Here is a 22,338-nt window from a genome sequence, read left to right as displayed (position 1 = left end):
AGGCCGCCACTCGCACTTTCTCGCCAAAGCGTCGGCCTCGGCGCCGAAGCGACCCCAAGCGACACCCAGCGCCGAATCACCGGTCGCCGACGCCCGTAGGATGCCGCCATGCGGCTTGGCTTGTTCGTCCTGACCGTGGCGCTGATTGCCGCACTGGCGACCGGATGCACTCGCAGCACCGGTGGCCACGCGAAAGCGAACCCGGCCCACGCTGGCAAGACGATCGTGACCACCGACATCGACGCCATCGTGGTGGCGCCCCAGCAGCTCGTCGACATTGTCGGGGCCCCGATCCGGCCGCGATTGGATCAGAAGCGACCCGTGGGCGGCGGCCCAGCTGGTCCCTGCGCAGCGCTGGGTGTGGTCGGTACCGATGCCTTCGTCGGCGGCAATTACGCGGCGTTGCGTGTGATCGCGCTGTCCGACGACGCAGCCGACCAGCATCGCCATGTCGTCGCGCAATCCGTCGCCGTCTACGCCGACGGGCAAACGGCCGCAAAGCAATTCGGCGCGGCGACCGCGAACCTGGACGCCTGCAACGGCAGGCGCGTCAACGACCAGGCGTACTGGAAGTTCGGGATCGACGGCCTCACCCCCGACGGTGTGCGATGGAACAAGACGGAGACCGACGTGCCGTGGCAATGGGTGTGCGCCGGCGATGGTCGTGTCCGCAGCAACGTGGTCGTTGAGGCGATGGTGTGCCAAAGCGATCCGACGAGCGCCCAGAATGCCCAGACGATCGTCGACCGCATGTCGGCGGTGGTATGGGATCTTTCGTCGCCTAACCGATCTCGCTGAAATGTCCGCACGGCGAACGTCCGCGCCGCGAACCCCGAGTTGTCCGCACGGCGAACAGTTTGCGCTGCGCAACGCCTCCTATCAGCCGAACAGGCTAATCTGCTGGCATGCCGCAGGAGCCCGCCTCTGAGCTCGAAAACTCCCACGTCGAGCGGGCTCTGGCCGGCGGTGAACCGCAGCGGGTCGGCTGGTTTCGGTTCTATTTCGCCGATGAGCGCTGGGAATGGTCCCCGCAGGTGCAGCGCATGCACGGCTACGAACCCGGCGCGGTTGTACCAACCACGGAATTGGTGCTGTCGCACAAGCATCCGGACGACTACGTCAAGGTCGCCGCGACGCTGGACCAGATCCGGCGCACGTCTCAGGGGTTCAGTACCCGGCACCGCATCATCGACGTGCAGGGTCGGGTGCACCATGTGGTGGTCGTCGGGGACCAACTCTACGACGAGGACGGCGCGGTGATCGGCACGCACGGTTTCTACGTGGACGTGACGCCGATGATGAACGAGACGCAGGAGATGGTCACCGAGGCGGTCGCCGAGATCGCCGAGAGCCGCGGTGTCATCGAGCAGGCCAAGGGCATGCTGATGCTGGTCTACCGGATCAACGCCGAATCGGCGTTTGAGCTGCTCAAATGGCGATCCCAGGAGACCAACGTCAAGCTGCGGCTGCTCGCCGAGCAGATCACCACCGACTTTCTCGCCCTTGATTACAACGACCCGCTGCCGGCTCGATCGGAATACGACCGGCTGCTGCTGACCGCGCACGAGCGGATCGAACAGTGACGTTTGTCCGCGTGCCGGGCCGGGAACCTCGGGGCTATGGCAATCTGTGACACTTGCCGCCATGACGCCAATGACCGGGATCCGACTGCCGTCGGGTAAGCCGTGAACACACCGACGATGTCGTCGGGCTCCGACAGCGCCGAGGGCGGCCGGATCTTCCGCGCCGCCGCCCGCTTCGCGGCGGTCGTGGTCGTCGTCGCGTTGGTGGTGTTGGGCCTGGCGTTGTGGTGGGTGAGCGGGTGCAAGTCCGGCGGCGGCGACCACGTACTGTCGAAATGCAGTGCGCTGCAACGCAATTTCGTCGCCATCGGTCCGTCACTGATCCTGTTGCTCGGTGGGGTGTGGGCCTTTGTCCGCACCATCCAGGTCTGGCGCGCCGGCGGCCGGTGGTGGATCTGGCAGGGCGCGGGCTGGTTTTTGCTGGCGCTGATGCTGGTCGTGCTGACGATGACCGTGCCGCGGGCGTTGCTCTAAGCCGCTGCTTGGTCGCCCGAGCGCTCCGCATCCGGCCGTGGATTTGCAGGTCAGGACCAATTTCGTCGTTCCCACCGGCGGCCGCAATGAGTAGCATTTTTCCTATCTCGTCCGACAACGGAGGGAGATGCGATGGGTGACACTCATCGAGATCCGTGCGATCACTCCCGGACCACCCAAGCCCACGCCGGCATCACGATGAAAGACAACCTCTACTGGCCCGGCCTGGCCCTGGTGGTCGTGGGGGTTCTCGGCATGATCGCGACCGTGGCGGCGGCCGCGTACCGACACCACGAGTTCATCGCCACCACCTCGCTCGTCGCGGCGGTCGCGACGCTCGCCGGCGCGGTGTGGCTGATCATCGAGCGTCGCCGCGTGCTGCGCATCGAGGAGCGGTGGTTCGCCGAACATCCCGACACCCGACAGCGCGCCGCGTAGCCACCTACCCGCGTAGCCACATACCGGTGCCGCAGGCCCGCCCCCGCAGGCCCGCCCCCGCGGACAGTTTTGTCATGCCCGTCGACGGGTAGGCGTTCATGGTTGTCGCCGAAACGCTCGACGTTGTCGCCGAAACGCTCGACCACAACACGGACATCACACCAGGGAGACCCGATGACAGACCCGCAACATGATCCAACGGATGTCGCGCGCACCCACCAGCCGCGGGCCGGTGTGGCGATGAAGGACACCCGCGGACTGCCCGGCTATGCGCTGATGGGCGCGGCGGTGCTGGCGCTGATGGTGTGCCTGGCCGCGGCCGCGATGGGCTACCAGGGCTGGACGATCACGGCCGGTGTGATCGCGATACTGGCCGCGGCCGTTGGCTCGGTATGGGTGTTCATGGAGCGGCGCCGCGTGGCGCGGCTGGCGCAGCGCTCGCCGGCGGATTCGACGCGCACCGGCAACGCCGGTATCTGACGCCTTCCAGACCCAGAAGAACCCAGAAGAACCCAGAAGAACCAGGAGAACATCAAACAAGCGGCGATGGGCCCAGTCCAATCGGACCGGGCCCATCTTCAACCGGGCTGTTTACCGCTTCTGCTCTTGCTTCTGCTTCTCCTCGGCAGCCCTGGCGCCGCCGCGGGACGCCTCTGCCTTGGCCTCTTCCCTGGCGGCGTCGCGCTCCGCCTCGGCCTTGTCCTGCTGGGCCTTGCCCTCACGGACGAGGTCGTCGCGGCCGGTCACGGTCCCAACGGCTTCCTTCGCCTTGCCCTTGGCGTCTTCGACGACGCCGCTGACGGCTTCCTTAGGTCCGCTCTTGTCCTGCTCCGCCATGAATTCCTCCTCGTTGGTGGCGTACTTCGGCATGAGCTTGTCGCTCGCGTGCGAGCGGGGTGACGGCTGTTTTCCGTGCTTGATTCCCCTCCGCGGCTACAGGATGCCCGCCGCCCTGGGGGCGTAAACATGGGACTGCTACGCAAACGACTCAATCAGATGTGACACGCGCCACCCCCGATCCCACACCACAGCCCCGGCCCACCCGATGGGTTCCACCCCAATTCGGGTGCAGCAGAGTGACACTCACGAACGACGACGGCGAAGGACACGGCGTCAGTCGACGTCGGCGTCCCAGTCCATGTCGGTCTCGGCGCTGGTCAGCTGTTCCTGCCAGTCCGCCGGGTTGGCCTCGTCGGGCGCCTCCGCACCCGCGGCGAGCTCGCTCACTTCGGTCGGCTGGAAATCCTCGCTCAGTTCCTGCGTTTCTCCGACTGGGCGCCGCTGCTCGACGGCGTCTGCGACTGGCACCTGATCGTCGATGGGTTCATCTGTTTCACGGCCACTTGTCACACGTCGACCGTACCCCGGCGTTTTGTCTGTCCGGCGGCGGGTATCAGGGAGGTCATGACTTCACTGTGGTTAGCCGACAGAACGCAACCGCCTTGGGCGCCAAGCAGCCTGGACGACGGCGGTCGGTCCGCCGATGTGGTTGTGGTCGGGGCCGGGATCACCGGTCTGGTCACCGCGGTCTTGCTGGCGCGGGCCGGACGTGACGTGCTTGTGCTCGAGGCGCGCACCGCCGGCGCCTGCGCGACGGGTAACACGACGGCAAAGATCAGCCTGCTGCAGGGCACCAAGCTGTCGAAGATCCTCGCCAAGCACGGGCCGAAAGTTGCGCGTGCCTACGTCGACGGCAACCGCGAGGGCCAGGCCTGGCTGCTGCGTGAGTGCAGCGAGCACGGCGTGCCGGTGCAGCGCGAAGACGCGTACACGTATGCGCAGTCGGCCGGGGGTGTGCCGTCCGCGCGTGCCGAGCTTGCCGCCTGCCGGGCCGCCGGCCTGGACGCCGACTGGGTTGACGACGCCGACGTGCCGTTTCCGTATCACGGCGGCGTGGTGTTGCCCAACCAAGCCCAGTTCGATCCAATGCCTTTTCTGGACAGCATGATTCGCCAACTCGACGGGCACGGCGGCCGGTTCGTGCCGGGTGTCCGGGTGCGTGGCGTGTCCGGCCACCGCAACGGGTTGCGGTTGCACGTCAACCTCGGTAACGGCGCCGAAGGCCAGGTCGATGCCCAGCAATGCGTGCTCGCCACCGGCATTCCGATCCTCGACCGGGGCGGATACTTCGCGCGGGTGAAGCCCACCCGGTCGTATTGTCTCGCCTTCAAGGTGCCCGGCAACATCACCCGGCCGATGATGATCTCGTCGGACTCGCCGACCCGCTCGGTGCGGTATGCGCCGGTCGGCGACGGTGAGCTGCTGATCGTCGGCGGTGCTGGCCACCCCGTCGGTCGCGCAAAGCATCCGGCGGCCGCGGTGCAGGAGTTGTCGTCGTGGGCCCGCATCCATTATCCGGGGGCGGCGCAAACCCATTACTGGTCCGCACAGGACTACACCCCGATCGACGGCCTGCCCTATGTCGGGCCGATCCTGCCGAACAACGAAAACATCCATGTGGCAACGGGTTTCGACAAGTGGGGGATGACCAACGGCACCGCGGCGGCGCTGGCGTTGTCCAGCCGCATCCTCGGCGGCAGGATGGACTGGGCCACCGCGTTCGCGAGCTGGAGCCGCCACGAGCTGTCCGGCATCACCAGCGCATTGCAGGCCAACCTCGAGGTCGGCTACCAGATGGCCAAGGGCTGGGTCACGCCGGCGCTCCGGCCGGGCCATCCGACTCCCGAGCGCGACGGTGGCGTCGTCAGCGGCCCGCCATGGAATCTGCAGGCCCGCTGCGTCGTCGACGGCAAGGAGCACCGGGTGTCGCCGGTCTGCCCGCATCTCGGCGGCGTCGTGAACTGGAACGACGCCGACAAGGCGTGGGAGTGCCCGCTGCACGGGTCGAGGTTTGCGCCCGACGGCACGTTGCTGGAGGGCCCGGCCGCCACCGGCCTGACCACCTCGCGGTAGGTCCGCGGCGACGGCGCAGGTTTGGTGGCCAAAGTGTGCGGGAAGCACTTTTCGTATGCCGACTTCAGCACCGGTGCGCACGGTTTTGCTCTGGCACGTGCACGGGTCGTGGACCGAGGCCTTCGTGCACGGTCCTCATCGCTATGTCGTGCCCGTCAACGCCGCCAGGGACGCGAACGGGCGCGGATTGTGCGGCCGGAACTGGCCGCGCGCCGAGGAGATCCCCGCCGAGCGGCTCGCCGACGAGCCGATCGACGTTGCGGTGCTGCAGCGGCCCCACGAGCTTGAGCTGCTGACCGCGTGGCTGGGCCGGCGACCGGGGACCGACGTCCCGGCTGTCTACGTCGAACACAATGCGCCGCGGCCGTCGCCGACCGACAGCAGGCACCCGGTCGCCGACCGCGGCGACATCACGCTCGTGCACGTCACCGACTTCAACCGGTTGATGTGGGACAACGGATCCGCGCCGACCACGGTCATCAGCCACGGCATCGCCGACCCCGGCGAGTTGTACACCGGCGAGCTGGCCGCCGCGGCCGCGATGATCAACGAGCCGCTGCGCCGCGGCCGCGTCGTCGGCACCGACCTGCTCGCCCGGTTGGCCGCCGAGGTGCGGCTCGACGTGTGGGGGATGGGCACGCTCGACCTCAACCGGCCGGGATTCGCCAACGTGTGCGGCCGCGGCGACGTGCTGCCGCCGGCGCTGCATCACGAGGTGGCCCGGCGGCGTGTCTACCTGCACACCGCGCGGTGGACGTCGCTGGGGCTGTCGCTGCTGGAGGCCATGCACCTGGGCCTGCCGGTCGTCGCGGTCGCCGCCACGATGGCGCCGCTGGTGGTGCCCGGCCAGGCCGGTGTGGTCAGCGCGGACATCGACACGCTGGCCGGCGCGCTGAAGCTGTTCGTCAACGAGCCCGAAGCGGCGCGGGCGGCGGGCAAGGCGGCGCGGCAGTTCGCGTTGCAGCACTTCGGCCTGGCGAGATTCCTGCGTGACTGGGATGAGCTGATCGCGTGCCTCACGGGCACCACCGCGGCAAGAAAGGAACCGGCATGAGAGTCGCGATGGTCTCCGAACACGCCAGTCCGCTGGCGGTGCTGGGCGGCGTCGACGCCGGCGGTCAGAACGTGCACGTCGCCGAGCTGTCCAAGGCGATGGCCCGCCGCGGCCACGAGGTGCTGGTGTACACCCGGCGCGACGACGCCGACCTGCCCGAGCGGGTGCTTACCCCCGACGGCTACACCGTTGTGCATGTGCCGGTCGGTCCGCCGGTCAACGTGCCGAAGGACGAGCTGCTCGAGCACATGCCGGCCTTTGGCGATTACCTGACCGACCAGTGGCGAGCGCAGCGACCCGACGTCGCGCACGCCCACTTCTGGATGTCGGGCCTGGCCACCCAGCGCGCGGCCACCCGCTGCCGCATTCCCGCGGTGCAGACCTTCCACGCGCTCGGCGTGGTGAAGCGGCGCCATCAGGGCGCGCAGGACACCAGCCCACCGGCCAGACTGAAGCTGGAGCAGAGGCTGGCGCGCTCGATCGACTGGGTGACCGCGACGTGCACCGACGAGGTATTCGAGCTGGTGCGGTTGGGCCGGGCCCGGTCCCGGGTGTCGGTGGTGCCGTGCGGTGTCGATCTGAAACGGTTCCAGCCCCACGGTCCGCGGGCCCGGCCCAACCGCACCCGCTCGGGCAGGCCGAGGATTCTTTCCGTCGGACGATTCGTCCCGCGCAAGGGATACGACATCATGATCCGCGCCATGACCGCGATCCCGGACGCCGAGCTCCTCATCGTCGGCGGCCCCGAGGTCAGCGAGTTGCACCGCGACCCGGAGGCGGTGCGGCTGTCGGCGCTGGCCGCCGGCCTCGGCGTGGCCGACCGGGTGCGGTTGTGCGGTTCGGTGCCGCGCACCCAGATGCCCGCCGTTTTGCGGTCGGCCGACGTGGTCGCCTGCACGCCGTGGTATGAGCCGTTCGGCATCGTCCCGGTTGAGGCGATGGCATGTGGCGTGCCGGTGCTGGCCGCCGCGGTCGGCGGCATGCTCGACACCGTGGTCGACGGCGTCACCGGCTTGCACGTGCCGCCGCGGGACCCGCACGCCTGCGCGGCGGCGATCAACGCGATGCTCAGTGATCGCGACCGGCTGGCGCGCTGGGGCGCGGCCGGCCGCCGCCGCGCGGAGTCGCGCTACTCCTGGGACCGCATCGCCGCCGACACGCTCAAGGTGTATCAGCGCGTGGTACCGACCGACGAACCCGCGGCGGTGCGCCCCCGTGGGCGTCAGTCGGGCTGAGCCGCCGCCTCCAGCAACCGGACCTTCCGCTCCAGCTCCGGGGCCAGCCGCCGGCGGTTGCGCAGCGCCGCCGGCAGCCTGATCAGGGCCTCGGCCGCCGCCTTGGCGTGTGCCGCGTCACGCACCGCCGCCCGCAGCAATTCACCCGACGTCGACACGCAGGCCCGCGGCGGTCGGCGCATGCACGAGGTGAGAAAGTCGTTGCGCAGCACCCGGGCCCGCTGTACCGGAGGAGTTGCCCGCCGCGGTGACGGCCGGTGGAACGCCACCAGATTGGGGCAGTAGCACAGGTCCCAGCCCGCCGCGGCAAGGTCAAGGGCCAGCAGTTGTTCCTCGCCGCGGAAGTGCAGCACCGCGCTGAAGCCACCGACGGCCAGAAACGCGGACCTGCGCACCATTGCCGAGCACGACTGGAACCCGAGCACCGACGGGCCGGGCAAGCCGGGAGCATGCCCGAGCGCGCTGTTGGCCAGCTGCTCGCAGAACGGGTCGCGCCGGCCCTGCGGCCACACCACGGTCTGCGCCGCCAACAACGCCACACTCGGGTGCCGGTCGAACAACTCCGCACCGATGCGGGTGGCGTCCGGCTGCCACCACGAGTCGTCGTCGCAGAAAGCAACGAACGGGGTGTCACACGCCGCCACCCCGACGTTGCGGGCCACCGCTCCGCGATTGCGGCGCAGCGCGACCAGCTTGATCCGCCGGCCCTGCGGATGCGACTGCGCGACCGAGATCGTGACGTCGCGGCTGGCATCGCGAGAGTCGTTGTCCACCACCACCATCGGGCAGCGCGTTGTCTGCAGCAGCCGGACCAGGGTGCCGGAGAGTTCGTCGGCACGGTCGCGGGTGGCGATCACAAACGATGTGCGCGGCGCGGCGAGGTCCACGATCGGCGATCTACCCCGATAGTTTGGTCCGCAAACAGCGGGGGTATTCGCAGCGGATGCGTCAGCCGCATCGCGTCCTGGTCACCGGGGGAGCCGGCTTCATCGGCACCCACCTGTGCGAACGTCTGCTCGCCGCGGGCTCCCACGTGGTCTGCGTCGACGACCTGTCCACCAGCGCACCGGTCAACTCCGCGGTGCCGGTCGATCACCCGGGTTTCCAGTTCGTCGAGCACGACATCACCGAAACCCCCGACGACCCGCGGCTGCAAGGGCCGTTCGACGTGGTGTTCCACCTGGCCTCGCCGGCCTCGCCGCCCGATTATCTGCGGCTGCCGGTGCAGACCCTGCGGGTCGGCGCACACGGCACGTCGGTTGCCCTCGACCTCGCCGAGCGCAGCGGCGCGCGCTTCGTGCTGGCGTCCACCAGTGAGGTGTACGGTGATCCGCTCGAGCACCCGCAACGCGAAACCTATTGGGGCAACGTCAACCCCATCGGCCCGCGCAGTGTCTACGACGAGGCTAAGCGGTTCGCCGAGGCGTTGGTGTTCGCCCACCACCGGGTCGGCGACCGCGACGTCGCGGTGGCGCGGATCTTCAACACGTACGGCCCGCGGATGCGCGTCCACGACGGCCGGATGGTGCCGACATTCTGCCGGCAGGCGCTTCGCAACGAGCCGATCACCGTGGCCGGCAGCGGCCGGCAGACCCGTTCGCTGTGTCACGTCGACGACACCGTGGCCGCGTTGATCGCGCTGGCCGACTCCGACATCACCGGCCCGGTCAACATCGGCAACCCACACGAGCTGACCGTGCTGTCCGTCGCCGAGCTGATCCGCGACATAGCCGAGAGCACATCGCCGATCCATTACGTTCCTGCGGCACAGGACGATCCGCAGCGGCGGTGCCCCGACATCCGGCTGGCCCGCGACCGGCTGGGCTGGCAGCCGATGGTGCCGCCGGAGCAGGGCCTGGCCGACACCGTGCGTTGGTTCCGCGATGAGGTGATCGCCGGCCCGCCCCGGGCCCCGCGCGTCGCCGGTTCGGTTTAACCGCCTCCGGCGTGGGTAACTGGCCTTTGGGGGACTAACCACCACGGTCTATAGGAGGGCAGTGTCGTGCGCGTGCTGGGCGTCAATGCCGTCTTCCATGACCCGGCCGCCGCGCTTGTCGTGGACGGGCAAATCGTCGCGGCGGCCGAAGAGGAGCGGTTTTCCCGGCGCAAGCACGGCAAGCAGGCGGTGCCGTTCTCGACGTGGGAGCTGCCGACGCAGTCGGCGAAATGGTGCCTGCAGCAGGCCGGCATCACCGCGGCGGATCTCGACGCCGTCGGTTACTCCTACGATCCGGCGCTCGCCGCGCCCCCCACCGGCCCGGTTGACGGCCAGGACCGCGACTGGGAATACCTGCGCACCCTGTATGCGCGCCGTGCGCCGCAGTTTCTCGCCACCGCGCTGCCCGGGCTCGACCCCGGCATCGTCCGCCATGTCCGCCACCACGTCGCGCACGCCGCGTCGGCGTCGCTGGCCTCGCCGCAACCCGACAGCGCGGTGCTGGTGGTCGACGGACGCGGTGAGACGACCTCGATGCTGGCCGGCGAGTACCGCGAGGGCAAGCTGGACATCCTTGCCGCGCAGCATCTTCCGCACTCGCTGGGGCTGCTCTACGAAAGCCTGACCGAGCATCTCGGGTTTCGGCGCTCCAGCGACGAGTACAAGGTGATGGCGATGGCGTCCTACGGGCGGCCGGTCCTCGCCGAGCGGCTGCGAGAGCTGGTGTACTTCTGCGGCGACGGGACGTTCCGCACCGAGCCGGTGAACTGGACCGAGTTCACTCCGCCACGCGACCCGCGGGAGACGGGCCTCGACCCGGCGCACGCCGACCTGGCCTGCAGCGTGCAGCGCGTGCTTGAGGAGGTGCTGCTCGACCTCGTGCTGTGGCTGCACCGGCGCACCAGCTCGGGCACATTGTGCCTGGCCGGGGGCGTCGCACTGAACTGCGTTGCCAACACCCGGCTCTACCGCGACAGCGACTTCGCCGACATCTGGGTGCAGCCGGCCTCCGGCGACGCGGGCACCGCGCTCGGCGCGGCGCTGGCCGTGGCGGCCGAGCACAACGAGCCCCTCGCCCCGATGCCGTCGGCTTCGCTTGGCCGCGGTTGGTCCGACGACGAGCTGGCCGCCATCCTCGACGCCGCCGACGTGCACTACCAGCGGCCAGCCGACATCGCCGTCGCGGTGGCCGACGCGCTGGCGGCCGACGAGGTCGTCGGATGGTTCCACGGCCGCGCCGAGTATGGTCCGCGTGCCCTGGGCAACCGGTCGCTGCTGGCCGACCCCCGCCACGCGGGCAACGTGGAACGACTCAACAACATCAAGGGCCGCGAGCAGTTCCGGCCGGTCGCCCCGATGGTGCTGGCCGAGTGCGCGGCCGAGATCTTTTCCGGCGGACCGATTCCCAGCCCGTACATGCTGTTCGTCCATGACGTCGCCGACCGCTGGCGGCCCCGGATTCCGGCCGTCACCCACGTCGACGGCACCGCACGGATTCAGACCGTGGACACCGGCAATCCGGTGCTGCACCGCATGATCGACAACTTCGCCGCCCGCACCGGCGTGCCGGTGGTGGTCAACACCAGCTTCAACACCGCGGGCCGTCCGATGGTCGACAGCCCGCACGATGCGCTGGAGTGCTTTGGCGCCGCGCCGATCGACGTGCTTGCCATGGGCCCGTACCTCATTCGGCGGCACCACCAATGAGCGCTTGCCCGACCGACTTCGCGGTGGTGATCCCGACAATCGGCCGAGCGTCTCTCGGCCGGTTGTTGACTGCGCTGGACACTGGAGCCGGCCCGCCGCCCGCCGCGGTGATCGTCGTCGACGACCGGCCGGTCCCCGCGCCGCTGGAGCTTCCCCCGATGGGCCTGCCGGTGAAGGTCGTGCGGTCCGGCGGCCGGGGTCCGGCGGCGGCACGAAACACCGGATGGCGCAGCACATCTGCGGAATGGATCTGCTTCATCGACGACGACGTCGTCCCCGACGTCGACTGGCGCGCCAAGGTGGCCGCCGACCTGGACGCCGCCGACTCCTCGGTGGCGGGTGTCCAGGCGCGCATCGTCGTGCCGCAGCCGTGCGGCCGGCGGCCCACCGACGATGAACGGCGCACGCTGGGATTGGCCACCGCACAGTGGATCACCGCCGACATGGCATACCGCCGCTCGGCGCTGGTTGCTTGCGGCGGCTTCGACGAACGCTTTCCGCGGGCCTACCGCGAGGACGCCGACATCGGGTTGCGGATCACCCGGTCCGGCGGGCGGATCGTCAAGGGCGCGCGGCGGTCCACCCACCCGGTGCCCGCCCGTCGGCCGTCGCCCATCACCAGCGTTCGCGCCCAAGTGGGTAACCGCGACGACGCGCTGATGCGGCGCAAGCACGGCCGGTGCTGGCGTGAACACGCCGGCGCGGGAGCCGGCCGGATGCGGCTGCACGCGCTGACCACCGCGGCGGCCGTGGTGGCCGCGGCAGCGGCGGTCATCGGCTGGTGGCGCGTCGCCGCCGCCGCGCTGCTGTCCTGGCTGGGCCTGACCGCCGACTTCGCCGCACGCCGGATCGCGCCGGGGCCCCGCACCAGAACCGAGATCACCGCGATGGCCGTCAGCAGCGCGCTGATCCCGTCGGTCGCAGTGGCGCAAAGACTATGCGGAACATGGCTTTTCCGACGTGCGGTAGCCGAACCGCCGTTGGCGGTGCTGTTCGACCGCGACGACACGCTGATTGCGGACGGCCCTTTCCTCAACGATCCCGACGGCGTGGTCCCGATTGCCGGCGCAGTCGCGGCCCTGAAAGCGCTACGGGCACATGGTCTATTGGTCGGGGTCGTGACGAATCAGTCCGGTGTGGCCAGGGGGCTGATCACGCCCGAGCAGTTGACGGCGGTCAATGCCCGGGTCGACGAGTTGCTCGGGCCGTTCGACGACTGGCAGATCTGCGTGCACGACGTCGGCGACGGATGCCGGTGCCGAAAGCCGGCTCCCGGCATGGTGATCGCGGCGGCCGATGCGCTCGGCGTGGATCCCGGCAGGTGCGTGGTGATCGGCGACACCGGCGGTGACGTCGGCGCCGCGACGGCCGCCGGTGCGAGGGCAATCCTCATTCCGACCCGCCGGACCCGCCGCGAGGAGATCGCCGACGCCCGCGCCACCGGAAAGCTGGCCGGCTCGCTGGACGAGGCGGTGTCGCTGGTGCTCGGGGGTCCGCGATGAGCACCGCGCTGCTCGCCCGCCTCGACAGTGCCGGAGACGTGCTGATCACCGGCCCCGCGGTTCGCGCCGCCGCCGCCGCCCACGACCGCGTCGTCTTCCTGGCCGGGCCGCGGGGAAGTGCGGCGGCGAGGCTGCTGCCCGGCGTCGACCGTGTCATCGAGTGGGCGGCCGCGTGGGTCGACTTCGACGCGCCCCCGTTGACCGCCGGCGGCGTTGCGCAACTGGTCGAGTCGATCGCCGCGGAGCAACCCGACTCGGTGTTGATCTTCACCTCCTTTCACCAGTCGCCCCTTCCGCTGGCGCTGATCTGCCGGATGGCGGGCGTCGAATGGATCGGTGCGATCTGCGCGGACTACCCGGGCACGCTGCTGGACCTGCGCCACCGCGTCGACGACGACATACCGGAGCCGTTGCGTGCGCTGTCGCTGGCCGAGGCGGCCGGGTGGCGGCTGCCGATCGGCGACGACGGGCGGCTGCGGCTGCGCCCGCTGCCGCCGCTGCCGCCCGGCATCGCGGCCGCGCTGGCGGTCGGCTCGTATGTGGTGTTCCATCCCGCGGCGGCGGTGCCCGCGCGTCAGCCGTCGCCCGCGAAGTCCGCCGAGATGGTGCGCGCGCTGGCCGCCGCGGGCCACCGCGTCGTCGTCACCGGCAGTGCGGCGGAACGCGAGCTGACCGCGGCGGTCGCCGGAGACGTCGGGCTCGACCTTGGCGGACGGACCACCCTGGCGCAGTTGGCCGCGGTGTTCGGCACCGCCGCCGCGGTCGTCGCCCCGAACACCGGGCCCGCGCACCTCGCGGCGGCGGTCGGGGCGCCGGTGGTGTCGTTGTTCGCGCCGGTCGTGCCCGCGCAGCGATGGCGTCCGTACGGGACCCGCGTGGTGCTGCTCGGCGATCAGCGGGCGCCGTGCCGGCTGACCCGCGCCCGCCAATGTCCCGTTCCCGGCCATCCCTGTCTGGACGGCATCGCCGCCGCGGACGTCGTGGCCGCGGTCGCCGAAGTTCAGAGTCGAGGTGCAGCATGATCGAGAACCATTTCGCCGAGCTGGTCCGCGCCGCCGCGCAGGTCCGGCCCAGCGCCGCGATGCTGAAAACGTGGGCCGCACACCTGGCCGAGGTGTTCGACGGCGGCGGCCGGCTGTTGGCCTGCGGCAACGGTGGCAGCGCCGCCGAGGCGCAGCACCTCACGGCTGAACTGGTCGGACGCTTTAAGGACGAGCGAAAACCGCTGTCGGCCATTGCGTTACACGCCGACACTTCGGCAAGCACCGCGATCGTCAACGACTACGGCATCGAGGAAATGTTTGCGCGCGGGGTGCGCGCACACGGCAGGCCGGGTGACGTGCTCGTCGCGCTGTCCACCAGCGGCACCAGCCGCAACGTGCTCGCCGCGGTCAAGGCCGCGCACGAAATGGGCGTCACCACTTGGGCGCTCACCGGACCGGCACCGAACCCGCTGGCCGCGATCAGCGACGACGCGATCTGCGTTGCGGCCGGTTCCGTCGCGACCGTTCAGGAGTTGCACCTCGTGCTGATTCACGCGCTGTGCATCGCGCTCGACGAGATTTTGCTGAGTCCGGAAGGAGTTGTGTGAAACCACTTGTCATCGTGGGTGATTCGATGCTCGACGTTGATGTCGAGGGCTCGGCGAGCCGATTGTCCCCGGAAGCGCCGGTGCCGGTCGTGCAGCCCCACCGCATCTGGCACCGCCCCGGCGGCGCCGGCCTTGCCGCCGTGCTCGCCGCACGTGTGCACCCCGATGTGGTGTTGATCACCGCGACCACCAACGATGCGGCCGGGCATGCCCTGGCCGGCCTGTTCGCCGGCGACCATGCCGAAATCCGGGTGGTCGCCATCCCGCTGACCGGCACCACGCTCAGCAAGATCAGAATCCGCGCCGGTGGCCAATCGGTGGTGCGCGTCGATCACGGCGACGGCGTGGCCGCCGACGACCCGCCGCCGCCGGAAGTCCGCGACGCGCTTCGGTCCGCGGGCGCGATCTGCGTCGCCGACTACGGGCACGGCGTCTCGGCCCATCCCGGGCTGCGCGGCGCGCTGAGCGACGCCGCGCCACAAATCCCGGTGGTGTGGGACCCGCATCCGCGGGGTGCCCGGCCGATCCCAGACTGCGCGCTGGCGACGCCGAATCAAGCAGAGGCACAGCACTTTTCGCCGGGCACACCGCATGCCCAACTGGCCGTGACACTGCGACGCCAATGGCGGGCTCGCGCCGTCAGCGTGACCGTCGGTGCGCGGGGGGCGCTGTACGCGGACGAACACCACACCGCACACCACATACCGGCGCCTGGCACGGCGGGGGCGGGACGCCCCGACACCTGCGGGGCCGGGGACAGGTTCGCGGTCGCCGCCGCGCTCACGCTGGCCGACGGCGGTGAACCGCTGCAAGCCGCCGCCGCCGCGGTCGACGCGGCGTCGCGGTTCGTCGCGGCCGGCGGCGCGTCCGGCGTGTCGAGCGCGATGCCGATACCCGGGGCCGATCTCGGCCTGCGCCCCACCGCGACCGCGGTAACCGGCATGCCGGCGGTGCTGGAGCTGGCCGACCGGGTCCGCCGATGCGGCAGAACCCTGGTCGCCGCGGGCGGCTGCTTCGACCTGCTGCACACCGGCCACGTCCGGCTGCTGCGGCAGGCACGGGATCTCGGGGATGCCCTGGTGGTGCTGATCAATTCCGACGAGTCGGTGCGCGGGCTCAAGGGCCCGGGCCGCCCGGTTGTCGCCGCACCCGACCGGGCCAGGGTGCTGGCCGCGCTCGGCTGCGTCGACGGCGTCGCGGTGTTCGGTGAGTCGTCGCCCGCCGCGGCGCTGGAGCAGCTGCGCCCCGACATCTGGGTCAAGGGCGGCGACTACGCCGGTGTCGAGCTACCGGAGGCCGAGGTGGTGCACCGGCACGGCGGCGAAGTGGTGCTGTTGCCGACCGTGCCCGGCTATTCCTCGTCAAAGCTCATCGCGGCCACCCGCTAAGTGGCACAACGACATACGGAAAGGTCGACAGATGACGCAATCAACTCTCGGCAACGTTCTGATCGCGGGCGGCGCATCCGGGCTCGGCGCCGCGGCGGTGCGCGCCGTGCGGCGGCACGGCGGCAACCCGCTGGTGATCGATATCGCCAAGCCTGCCGACGAGGTGCCCTACGCCTGGGCCGACCTCGCCGACACCGCCACCGTCGAGGCGGCGGTGCGCGAACTGGCCGATTCGGTCGACGGGCAACTGCACGGCGTGTTCACCCCCGCCGGCGTCGACAGCTGCGGTCCGCTGGACAAGGTGCCCGCCAAGGACTGGGAGCGGGTGCTGCACGTCAACCTGCTCGGCACCGCCGCGGTGGTGCGGACCACGCTGCCGTACCTGAAGTCCACCGGCGGTCGCATCGTGACGTGCGCGTCCACGCTGGGCATCAAGGCGGTCAGCGACGCGACCGCGTACTGCGCGTCGAAGTTCGGCGTCGTCGGGTTCACCCGGGCGCTGGCCGCCGAGTTGGCTGGAACGGTCGGCGTGACGCTGCTGATCCCGGGCGGCATGACGACGCCGTTCTTCGACGGTCGCGAGGAGAAGTACAAGCCCCCGCCGGACGCCAAGCTCAACGACCCCGACAATGTCGCGGAGACCGTGGTTTTCGCGCTCCGCCAGCCGACGGGATCCGAGATCCGCGAGATGGTGGTCTGCTCGTCGGAGGAATCCTCGTGGCCCTGAGCCCAATTGCGCCGGCAGGCAGGAAAACCAGGGACACCACAGCAACCACGGTGCTGGTGCTGCGCGCGCTGGGCCTGGGTGACCTGCTCACCGGGGTTCCCGCGCTGCGCGGCCTGCGCCGCGCCTGTCCCGGCGCACACATCGTGCTGGCGACTCGTGCGGACCTGGCCCCGCTGGCGTTGTTCTCCGGCGCGGTCGACGAGGTACTGCCCACCAGCGGTCTCGGGCAGTTGCACTGGGATCGGCCGCCCCCCGACCTCGCGGTCAATTTGCACGGCACCGGGCCGGAAAGCATCGGCGATCTGCTGACCAGCGCACCGAAGGCAATGATCACCCATCGCAATCCGGGTTATCCGCAACTCGGCGGCCCGCCGTGGCGCGACGAGCTGCACGAGGTCGACCGGTGGTGCGCCCTGCTGGGGGCGGCCCGCATCGACTGCGACCCAGAGGACCTCGCACTCGAACGGCCCGAGGGCTACCCGGAGCATCGAGGCGTCGTCGTGGTCCACCCCGGGGCCGCCTACCCGTCACGGCGGTGGCCGGCCGATCGGTTCGCCGCCGTGGCAGCCGCGTTGCGCGCCGCCGGGCGCCGGGTGGTGATCACCGGATCGGCGGCCGAGCAGCCGCTCGCGACGTCGGTCGCCGAACGGGCCGGGCTTGACGAAACCGCCGTGCTGGCAGGCCAACTCGATGCTCTCGGCATGGTCGCGCTGATCACCGACTGCCGACTGTTGATCTGCGGCGACACCGGGGTGGGGCACATCGCCACCGCCACCGGGACTCCGTCGGTGCTGCTGTTCGGTCCGACCCCGCCGAGCCGGTGGGGACCGCGCGGCGCCGGGCCGCATCTGACCGTGTGGGCCGGCGACCGCGGCGACCCGCACGGCGACCAGCCGCACCCCGGGTTGCTGCTCATCACCACATCGCGCGTACTCAGGGCCTGCCGACAGCTCCTGCCGGACTGCGCATGACCGGCGTGCGGGTCGGGGTCGTCGGCGCCGGCTACGTCGGGTTGACCAGTGCGGTCTGCCTGGCGCACAAGGGTTTCGACACCGTCTGCGTCGACAGCGACGCCGAGCGGGTAGCGCAACTGTGCGACGGCGTGCCGGTCATCGACGAGCCCCGGCTGGACGAGCTGCTGTGCAGCGGCCTGGACCACGGGGTGCTGCGCTTTGCCGGCGAATACCGCTGCCTGCACGACCGCGATGTGGTGTTCGTCTGTGTGCCGACGCCGACCAACGGCGACGGCGGCGCCGACCTGCGTGCCGTCGAGGCCGCGGTAGCGGGGCTCGTCGCGGTGCTGGCTGCCGGCTCGGTGGTGGCCGTCAAATCCACCGTGCCGGTGGGCACCTGCCGTCGCCTCGGCCGGCACTTGGCGAACCGCGGCATCCATGCCGTCTCCAACCCCGAGTTCCTACGGGAAAGCCACGCGATCTGCGACTTCGAGCACCCGGACCGGGTGGTGATCGGCGCCACCGAGGAGCCCGCAGCCCAGCGCGCCGCCGAAACCGTGGCCGGCCTCTACGCCGGCGACACCGACCAGATCCTGCGCATGTCACCGGAAAGCGCGGAGCTGGCCAAGTACGCCAGCAACGCGTTCCTGGCCGTGAAGCTGTCGTACGTGAACTCGCTGGCGCAGCTGTGCGCGGATGTCGGTGCCGACATCCGCGACGTGACCAACTGCATGGGCGCCGACGAGCGGATCGGGCGCCAGTTTCTGGCGCCCGGACCCGGCTGGGGCGGTTCCTGCCTGCCCAAGGACACCGCCACGCTGGTGCACACCGGGCATGCCCACGGAATCGCGCTGTCCGAGGTGGAATCGGCTCGCCGCACCAACGCCGCACAGGTCCAGCGCATCGCCGCGACCCTGCGCCGGACGCTGAACCGTCCGCTCGGTGAGGTCAGGATCGCCGCGCTCGGGTTGACCTTCAAGGCAGGCACCAGCGACGTCCGTGATTCGCCCGCCGTCGCGATCTGCGCCGAGCTGCAGGGGCTCGGCGCGCAGGTCACCGCGTACGATCCTCGGCTGGACAGCATCGACCGGGACCGCCTGCCGCTGGCCACCGCGGGCGACCCGTATGTCGCCGCCAAGGAGGCCGACGCGATCCTGGTGCTCACCGAATGGCCGGAGTTCGTCGACCTGGACTGGGCGTCCATCGGGCGCGACGCCGCCACCGGCGCGGTCGTCGTCGACACCCGAAACTTGTTGGCGCGCGATCTGGTAGGCGACTCGCAGCTGGGCTACCTAGGCAACGGAACCGCGGCGGGATACTGACCGCTCGCGCTCGATGCGCGCGATCATCCGGGCGGTGGCGCGCTCCACCGTATGCTGGCGCGCCCACGGGGTCCGCTGACGTTGGGCCTGTCGCAGCGCCGGAGCGATCGTGACGCCCCGCTCGTAGGCCAGCACCACCCGGGGATCGACATAGGAGGCCCGTGCGACCGCGGGCGTATTGCCCAATTCCTCTGCGACCGCACGCATCACCGCCGCCTGGGCACGCTTGACCGCGGTCTTCGACACCGGCTCGGGTGCCGTCGCGAATTCCCCGGCCGCCAGCACGGTGCCATGCCAGGTGCGCAAGTCCTTGAGGCTGAACTCGTCGCCGACCAGCTCGCGGAACCGTGCTCGCACGTCGTCGGCGCGGACCTCGCACCAGCCGTCCGCGCTTCGGTACACCAGCAGCCGGGGGATCGAGGTGTCGGCGCGCATCAGCGCCCGGACGGCGCGGATCACCAGCGGATCCTCGATTGACACCGTGCGCCGCACACCGCTCTTCGCCGGGTAGTCGAATCGGACACAGTCCGGGCGCAATCGGACGTGCTCGCGCAGCAGTGTCGCCAGCCCATAGCTGCCGTTCTCCTGTGTGTACTCCTCGCCGCCGGCCCGAAAGTAACCGCAGTCGATCAGGTGCTGCGCCACGGCCAGCACTCGACGGCGATCCAGTCCGCGACCGCGCATTTCGGTGAGCAGTTCGGCGCGCCAGTCCCGCAGCCTGCCGGCGAGGTTCAGCACCCGGTCGTACTTCTCTTCGTCGCGCTCGGCCCGCCACTGCTCGTGGTAGAGGTACTGGCGACGGCCGGCCGCGTCGGTACCGATGGCCTGGATGTGGCCGTTGGGAAACGGACAAATCCAGACGTTGCGCCACGCCGGCGGGATCACCAGCCCCTCGATGCGGCCCAGCACCTCGGGATCGCGCACCGTCTCGCCGTGCGGATCGAGGTAAGTAAAGCCGCGGCCACGGCGCTTGCGCCGGTACCCGGGACCACCAGGGGTGCTTCTGCGCAGCCTCACCCGCGTGCCTTTCTCATGACGGACCGTCAAACGTCAGCGTTATGCCCGGATACGAATTGGGTATCCGCGCATCGATGGAGATGTCACCGCAGTTGAGGGTCCAGGACGAACACTCCGGTACAGACGAATGCCGCCAGCAACGCCAATACCAGGACAACGGTGCCCGTCACCACGGCGCGGCTGCGCAGCGCGTTGCCATAGTGCGGGCGCTAGGCTCGGGCGGTGCGGAGTTATTCACCGCACGTATGTACCCAGGTTTGCGGCGAACTATGCGTGGCGGAGGGCGAAATGACCGGTCGGACAAACCCTACGAGTAATCTCTCGCCCAACCTGCCGGGAGGCCAGATGTCCGAGCCCCAAAGCGATAGCCCGAAGCCACGTCCGCTCGGTCAACAGGTGGTGTTCAGCGTCGCCGCGAAGCTGGACAGCCTGGCCGTGATCCGCACCCTGGTTACCGCGCTGGCCACCCTCGAAGATCTGGATCTCGATGCGATCGCGGATCTGCGGTTGGCGGTCGACGAGGCGTGTACGCGGCTGATCCGCAGCGCGGCGCCCGCCGCGATGCTGGAGGTGAAGGTCGAACCCCATGCCACCGAATTGGTGATCACCGCGTCCGCCAGCTGCATCGGGCCGGACGTGCTGCGGCCGGGCACGTTCAGCTGGCATGTGATCAGTTCCCTCACCGACGACGTCGCGGTCTCCCGCGACGGTGTCGAGGTGCCGGACGAGGGCCGGGTATTCCGTATCACGATGACGGCACGACGGCTGGAACCAGACAGGTGAAAGAGAGTTCGTCCCCGCGAACACGCTCTGAATACGCCGACGTACCGGACATGTTCCGGCAGATGTTCAGCCATCCGGCCGACTCCGTCGAGCGTGATCGCGCCCGCGACCAGATCGTGCGGCGCTGCATGCCGTTGGCCGAGCACATCGCCCACCGGTTCGACGGTCGCGGCGAGCCGCGCGAGGACATCGCACAAGTGGCGCGGCTGGGTCTGGTCAACGCGGTGAACCGATTCGACGTCGAGTGCGGAAGCGACTTCGTGTCGTTCGCCGTGCCGACGATCATGGGCGAGGTCCGCAGGCACTTCCGCGACAACAGCTGGGCGGTGAAAGTGCCGCGCCGGCTCAAGGAGCTGCACCTGCAACTGGGCAGCGCGACCGCGGAGATGTCGCAGCGGCTCGGGCGCGCCCCGACACCGTCGGAGCTGGCCGCCGAACTCGAGCTGGACCGCGAGGAAGTCGTCGAGGCGCTGATCGCCGGGAGCGGCTACAACACCCTGTCGATGGACAGCGGCGGCGGCGGCAACGACGAGACTCAGCCGCTCACCGAAACGCTGGGCAGCTACGACGCGAACCTCGATCGCATCGAAAACCACGAGGCGCTGCGCCCGCTGCTGGACGCGCTGCCGGAGCGGGAGCGCACCGTGGTCGTGTTGCGCTTCTTCGAGTCACTCACTCAGAGCCAGATCGCTGACCGAGTGGGTATCTCGCAGATGCATGTGTCGCGCCTGCTGGCGCGGACGCTAGCCCGACTTCGTGACGAGCTGCAGTAACCGGCGCGTCGGCCTTGGGGTCGTCACGCGTTTCAACGCCTCCGAAACCGAGCCGACCGTTGGCAGCCGATGGTCCTTGTCGCCGATGCGCAGCAGCCGCATCACCGGACGGCTGACAACGACTGCCCAGTCGATACCGGCCTTGCCGCACTGCTCGCTGACCAAAAACAGCGCCGGGATGCCCTGGGCACCAAAGAAGCTCAGCCCGCTCAGGTCAAGGACCAGTGGGCGGTTTCCACTGACCGCCCTGCCGACGTATTCGGTGAGCCGGTCGATGTTCGACGCGTCGATCTCACCGATGGCGGCAACGACCGTCGCGGTGTTGTCATCTCGGGTGCTAAGTCGCACGCCCTCGCAGTCAAGCGGGGCGGGCGGTTGTGAGCAGGTTGGGTTCCTGTTTGCATTGTGAATAACAGTCATTACGACCCCATCGTTGAATGTGTCGTGAATCTGATGGAACGCGCCCAGCGCAAACAGCAGGGAGTTCTCAATCCTGCGCGCCCTAGGCGCTTCCCCTCTCAGGCTGTGAACTCAACCTTGCTGGAAGCCTACCGCGGGGGCCTGGGCCATACAACAGAAAATGATGATGGCCTGTCATATCTCACGCTTCTCTCAGGTCGGCCCGCCCACCTCGCCTCTCAGACCTCACCAGCATCACATTTCCATCGTGTGCCAAAGCGGCGGGTACACACTATTTGCATGTCGACGGCGGCTCGCGCGACGGGCGTATTGCTTGCCGCCGGCGCGGGCGTGCGCTATGGGATGCCGAAAGTGCTTGCCGCACAAGGAGCTTGGCTCCGCGCCGCAGTCACTGCGTTGAGCACCGGGGGTTGTGACGACGTCGTGGTCGTGCTGGGCGCGGCGGTGGTCGAAGTTCCGCCGCCGGCCCGAGCGGTGGTTGCCGCGGCATGGGCCGACGGGCTGGCCGCCTCGCTGCGGGCG

25 protein-coding genes are annotated in these 22,338 nt (G+C 69.8%); 20 read left to right on the top strand and 5 right to left on the bottom strand.

Annotated features, from left to right (window positions below; genetic code table 11):
* The first annotated feature begins 108 nt into the window (after positions 1–108).
* From VE759_RS18725 to VE759_RS18705, 5 genes are all read left to right on the top strand, one after another.
* A complete protein-coding gene (locus tag VE759_RS18725) occupies positions 109–798 on the top strand; it encodes a sensor domain-containing protein (protein ID WP_324935201.1) in 690 nt (229 codons plus the stop codon).
* A gap of 107 nt (positions 799–905) precedes the next feature.
* A complete protein-coding gene (locus VE759_RS18720; protein WP_324935199.1) occupies positions 906–1,583 on the top strand; it encodes a PAS and ANTAR domain-containing protein in 678 nt (225 codons plus the stop codon).
* Positions 1,584–1,685: 102 nt separating this feature from the next.
* Positions 1,686–2,057, top strand: coding sequence for a hypothetical protein (locus VE759_RS18715; protein WP_324935197.1), 372 nt, complete (start codon positions 1,686–1,688; stop codon positions 2,055–2,057).
* A 132-nt stretch (positions 2,058–2,189) separates the two neighbouring features.
* Positions 2,190–2,495, top strand: a complete 306-nt coding sequence (gene usfY, locus VE759_RS18710; RefSeq protein ID WP_324935195.1) for a protein UsfY — start codon at positions 2,190–2,192, stop codon at positions 2,493–2,495.
* 174 nt (positions 2,496–2,669) lie between these two features.
* A complete protein-coding gene (locus VE759_RS18705; RefSeq protein ID WP_324935194.1) occupies positions 2,670–2,975 on the top strand; it encodes a UsfY protein in 306 nt (101 codons plus the stop codon).
* A gap of 111 nt (positions 2,976–3,086) precedes the next feature.
* On the opposite strand, the gene VE759_RS18700 is transcribed toward VE759_RS18705, so the two are convergent.
* Entirely contained in the window at positions 3,087–3,332 is a 246-nt protein-coding gene (locus VE759_RS18700) for a CsbD family protein (RefSeq protein ID WP_324935205.1), read from the bottom strand.
* Positions 3,333–3,608: 276 nt separating this feature from the next.
* The gene (locus VE759_RS18695) at positions 3,609–3,845 is read right to left on the bottom strand and encodes a hypothetical protein (RefSeq protein ID WP_324935192.1); all 237 of its coding nucleotides are present in this window, start codon (positions 3,843–3,845) and stop codon (positions 3,609–3,611) included.
* A 54-nt stretch (positions 3,846–3,899) separates the two neighbouring features.
* On the opposite strand from VE759_RS18695, the gene VE759_RS18690 reads away from it, so the two are divergent.
* Genes VE759_RS18690 through VE759_RS18680 form a run of 3 tightly spaced genes read left to right on the top strand, consistent with a single transcriptional unit; the run spans position 3,900 to position 7,697 of the window.
* Entirely contained in the window at positions 3,900–5,408 is a 1,509-nt protein-coding gene (locus tag VE759_RS18690) for an FAD-dependent oxidoreductase (RefSeq protein ID WP_324935190.1), read from the top strand.
* A gap of 55 nt (positions 5,409–5,463) precedes the next feature.
* A complete protein-coding gene (locus tag VE759_RS18685; RefSeq protein ID WP_324935188.1) occupies positions 5,464–6,462 on the top strand; it encodes a glycosyltransferase in 999 nt (332 codons plus the stop codon).
* A complete protein-coding gene (locus tag VE759_RS18680; RefSeq protein WP_324935186.1) occupies positions 6,459–7,697 on the top strand; it encodes a glycosyltransferase in 1,239 nt (412 codons plus the stop codon). Before VE759_RS18685 ends, VE759_RS18680 begins: the two co-directional genes overlap by 4 nt.
* On the opposite strand, the gene VE759_RS18675 is transcribed toward VE759_RS18680, so the two are convergent.
* On the bottom strand, positions 7,685–8,584 hold the full coding sequence (locus VE759_RS18675) for a glycosyltransferase family 2 protein (protein WP_324935184.1): 900 nt from the start codon (positions 8,582–8,584) through the stop codon (positions 7,685–7,687). The two genes, VE759_RS18680 and VE759_RS18675, sit on opposite strands and share 13 nt — an antisense overlap.
* 56 nt (positions 8,585–8,640) lie before the next feature.
* On the opposite strand from VE759_RS18675, the gene VE759_RS18670 reads away from it, so the two are divergent.
* The 9 genes from VE759_RS18670 (at position 8,641) to VE759_RS18630 (ending at position 18,823) form a co-directional block, all read left to right on the top strand.
* Complete coding sequence (locus tag VE759_RS18670; RefSeq protein ID WP_324935182.1) at positions 8,641–9,633, top strand: NAD-dependent epimerase/dehydratase family protein; 993 nt, start codon at positions 8,641–8,643, stop codon at positions 9,631–9,633.
* Between the two features lie 66 nt (positions 9,634–9,699).
* Positions 9,700–11,340 (top strand): carbamoyltransferase family protein, encoded by a 1,641-nt coding sequence (locus VE759_RS18665; protein ID WP_324935181.1) that lies wholly within the window; start codon positions 9,700–9,702, stop codon positions 11,338–11,340.
* Complete coding sequence (locus VE759_RS18660; protein ID WP_324935179.1) at positions 11,337–12,842, top strand: HAD-IIIA family hydrolase; 1,506 nt, start codon at positions 11,337–11,339, stop codon at positions 12,840–12,842. Before VE759_RS18665 ends, VE759_RS18660 begins: the two co-directional genes overlap by 4 nt.
* Positions 12,839–13,864, top strand: a complete 1,026-nt coding sequence (locus VE759_RS18655; protein WP_324935177.1) for a glycosyltransferase family 9 protein — start codon at positions 12,839–12,841, stop codon at positions 13,862–13,864. The genes VE759_RS18660 and VE759_RS18655 overlap by 4 nt, the downstream gene beginning before the upstream one ends.
* Entirely contained in the window at positions 13,861–14,433 is a 573-nt protein-coding gene (locus VE759_RS18650) for a D-sedoheptulose-7-phosphate isomerase (RefSeq protein WP_414687952.1), read from the top strand. The genes VE759_RS18655 and VE759_RS18650 overlap by 4 nt, the downstream gene beginning before the upstream one ends.
* A complete protein-coding gene (locus tag VE759_RS18645) occupies positions 14,430–15,821 on the top strand; it encodes a PfkB family carbohydrate kinase (protein ID WP_324935175.1) in 1,392 nt (463 codons plus the stop codon). The genes VE759_RS18650 and VE759_RS18645 overlap by 4 nt, the downstream gene beginning before the upstream one ends.
* A 31-nt stretch (positions 15,822–15,852) precedes the next feature.
* Positions 15,853–16,548 carry an SDR family oxidoreductase gene (locus tag VE759_RS18640; RefSeq protein WP_324935173.1) on the top strand — a complete coding sequence of 232 codons (696 nt, stop codon included), beginning with the start codon at positions 15,853–15,855 and terminating at the stop codon, positions 16,546–16,548.
* Entirely contained in the window at positions 16,539–17,519 is a 981-nt protein-coding gene (locus VE759_RS18635; RefSeq protein ID WP_324935171.1) for a glycosyltransferase family 9 protein, read from the top strand. Before VE759_RS18640 ends, VE759_RS18635 begins: the two co-directional genes overlap by 10 nt.
* Positions 17,516–18,823 carry a UDP-glucose/GDP-mannose dehydrogenase family protein gene (locus tag VE759_RS18630; protein WP_324935169.1) on the top strand — a complete coding sequence of 436 codons (1,308 nt, stop codon included), beginning with the start codon at positions 17,516–17,518 and terminating at the stop codon, positions 18,821–18,823. Before VE759_RS18635 ends, VE759_RS18630 begins: the two co-directional genes overlap by 4 nt.
* Here VE759_RS18630 and VE759_RS18625 read toward each other — a convergent pair.
* Positions 18,794–19,840, bottom strand: a complete 1,047-nt coding sequence (locus tag VE759_RS18625) for a DNA topoisomerase IB (protein ID WP_324935167.1) — start codon at positions 19,838–19,840, stop codon at positions 18,794–18,796. The genes VE759_RS18630 and VE759_RS18625 overlap by 30 nt on opposite strands.
* Positions 19,841–20,185: 345 nt before the next feature.
* On the opposite strand from VE759_RS18625, the gene VE759_RS18620 reads away from it, so the two are divergent.
* Both VE759_RS18620 and VE759_RS18615 read left to right on the top strand, forming a co-directional pair.
* Positions 20,186–20,623 (top strand): ATP-binding protein, encoded by a 438-nt coding sequence (locus VE759_RS18620; RefSeq protein ID WP_324935165.1) that lies wholly within the window; start codon positions 20,186–20,188, stop codon positions 20,621–20,623.
* A 50-nt stretch (positions 20,624–20,673) separates the two neighbouring features.
* Positions 20,674–21,396, top strand: coding sequence for a SigB/SigF/SigG family RNA polymerase sigma factor (locus VE759_RS18615; protein WP_324935163.1), 723 nt, complete (start codon positions 20,674–20,676; stop codon positions 21,394–21,396).
* Here VE759_RS18615 and VE759_RS18610 read toward each other — a convergent pair.
* On the bottom strand, positions 21,367–21,744 hold the full coding sequence (locus tag VE759_RS18610; protein WP_324935161.1) for an STAS domain-containing protein: 378 nt from the start codon (positions 21,742–21,744) through the stop codon (positions 21,367–21,369). The genes VE759_RS18615 and VE759_RS18610 overlap by 30 nt on opposite strands.
* A gap of 351 nt (positions 21,745–22,095) precedes the next feature.
* Here VE759_RS18610 and VE759_RS18605 point away from each other — a divergent pair.
* On the top strand, positions 22,096–22,338 hold a 243-nt coding region (locus tag VE759_RS18605), incomplete at its 3' end, for an NTP transferase domain-containing protein (protein ID WP_324935159.1).

Source organism: Mycobacterium sp., from assembly GCF_035640695.1.
In the GTDB taxonomy this organism is placed as follows: domain Bacteria; phylum Actinomycetota; class Actinomycetes; order Mycobacteriales; family Mycobacteriaceae; genus Mycobacterium.
Note: the sequence above shows the minus strand (reverse complement) of the source record. Positions and strands in the feature narration are given on the sequence as shown.

What these genes read in the sequence shown, in the direction of transcription:
- VE759_RS18660 (WP_324935179.1), top strand. Translation starts at nt 11,337, where the DNA reads ATGAGCGCTTGCCCGACCGACTTCGCGGTGGTGATCCCGACAATCGGC.
- VE759_RS18720 (WP_324935199.1), top strand. Translation starts at nt 906, where the DNA reads ATGCCGCAGGAGCCCGCCTCTGAGCTCGAAAACTCCCACGTCGAGCGG.
- VE759_RS18630 (WP_324935169.1), top strand. Translation starts at nt 17,516, where the DNA reads ATGACCGGCGTGCGGGTCGGGGTCGTCGGCGCCGGCTACGTCGGGTTG.
- VE759_RS18680 (WP_324935186.1), top strand. Translation starts at nt 6,459, where the DNA reads ATGAGAGTCGCGATGGTCTCCGAACACGCCAGTCCGCTGGCGGTGCTG.
- VE759_RS18640 (WP_324935173.1), top strand. Translation starts at nt 15,853, where the DNA reads ATGACGCAATCAACTCTCGGCAACGTTCTGATCGCGGGCGGCGCATCC.
- VE759_RS18650 (WP_414687952.1), top strand. Translation starts at nt 13,861, where the DNA reads ATGATCGAGAACCATTTCGCCGAGCTGGTCCGCGCCGCCGCGCAGGTC.
- VE759_RS18685 (WP_324935188.1), top strand. Translation starts at nt 5,464, where the DNA reads ATGCCGACTTCAGCACCGGTGCGCACGGTTTTGCTCTGGCACGTGCAC.
- VE759_RS18615 (WP_324935163.1), top strand. Translation starts at nt 20,674, where the DNA reads ATGTTCCGGCAGATGTTCAGCCATCCGGCCGACTCCGTCGAGCGTGAT.
- VE759_RS18620 (WP_324935165.1), top strand. Translation starts at nt 20,186, where the DNA reads ATGTCCGAGCCCCAAAGCGATAGCCCGAAGCCACGTCCGCTCGGTCAA.
- VE759_RS18705 (WP_324935194.1), top strand. Translation starts at nt 2,670, where the DNA reads ATGACAGACCCGCAACATGATCCAACGGATGTCGCGCGCACCCACCAG.
- usfY (WP_324935195.1), top strand. Translation starts at nt 2,190, where the DNA reads ATGGGTGACACTCATCGAGATCCGTGCGATCACTCCCGGACCACCCAA.
- VE759_RS18670 (WP_324935182.1), top strand. Translation starts at nt 8,641, where the DNA reads ATGCGTCAGCCGCATCGCGTCCTGGTCACCGGGGGAGCCGGCTTCATC.
- VE759_RS18690 (WP_324935190.1), top strand. Translation starts at nt 3,900, where the DNA reads ATGACTTCACTGTGGTTAGCCGACAGAACGCAACCGCCTTGGGCGCCA.
- VE759_RS18655 (WP_324935177.1), top strand. Translation starts at nt 12,839, where the DNA reads ATGAGCACCGCGCTGCTCGCCCGCCTCGACAGTGCCGGAGACGTGCTG.
- VE759_RS18700 (WP_324935205.1), bottom strand. Translation starts at nt 3,332, where the DNA reads ATGGCGGAGCAGGACAAGAGCGGACCTAAGGAAGCCGTCAGCGGCGTC.
- VE759_RS18725 (WP_324935201.1), top strand. Translation starts at nt 109, where the DNA reads ATGCGGCTTGGCTTGTTCGTCCTGACCGTGGCGCTGATTGCCGCACTG.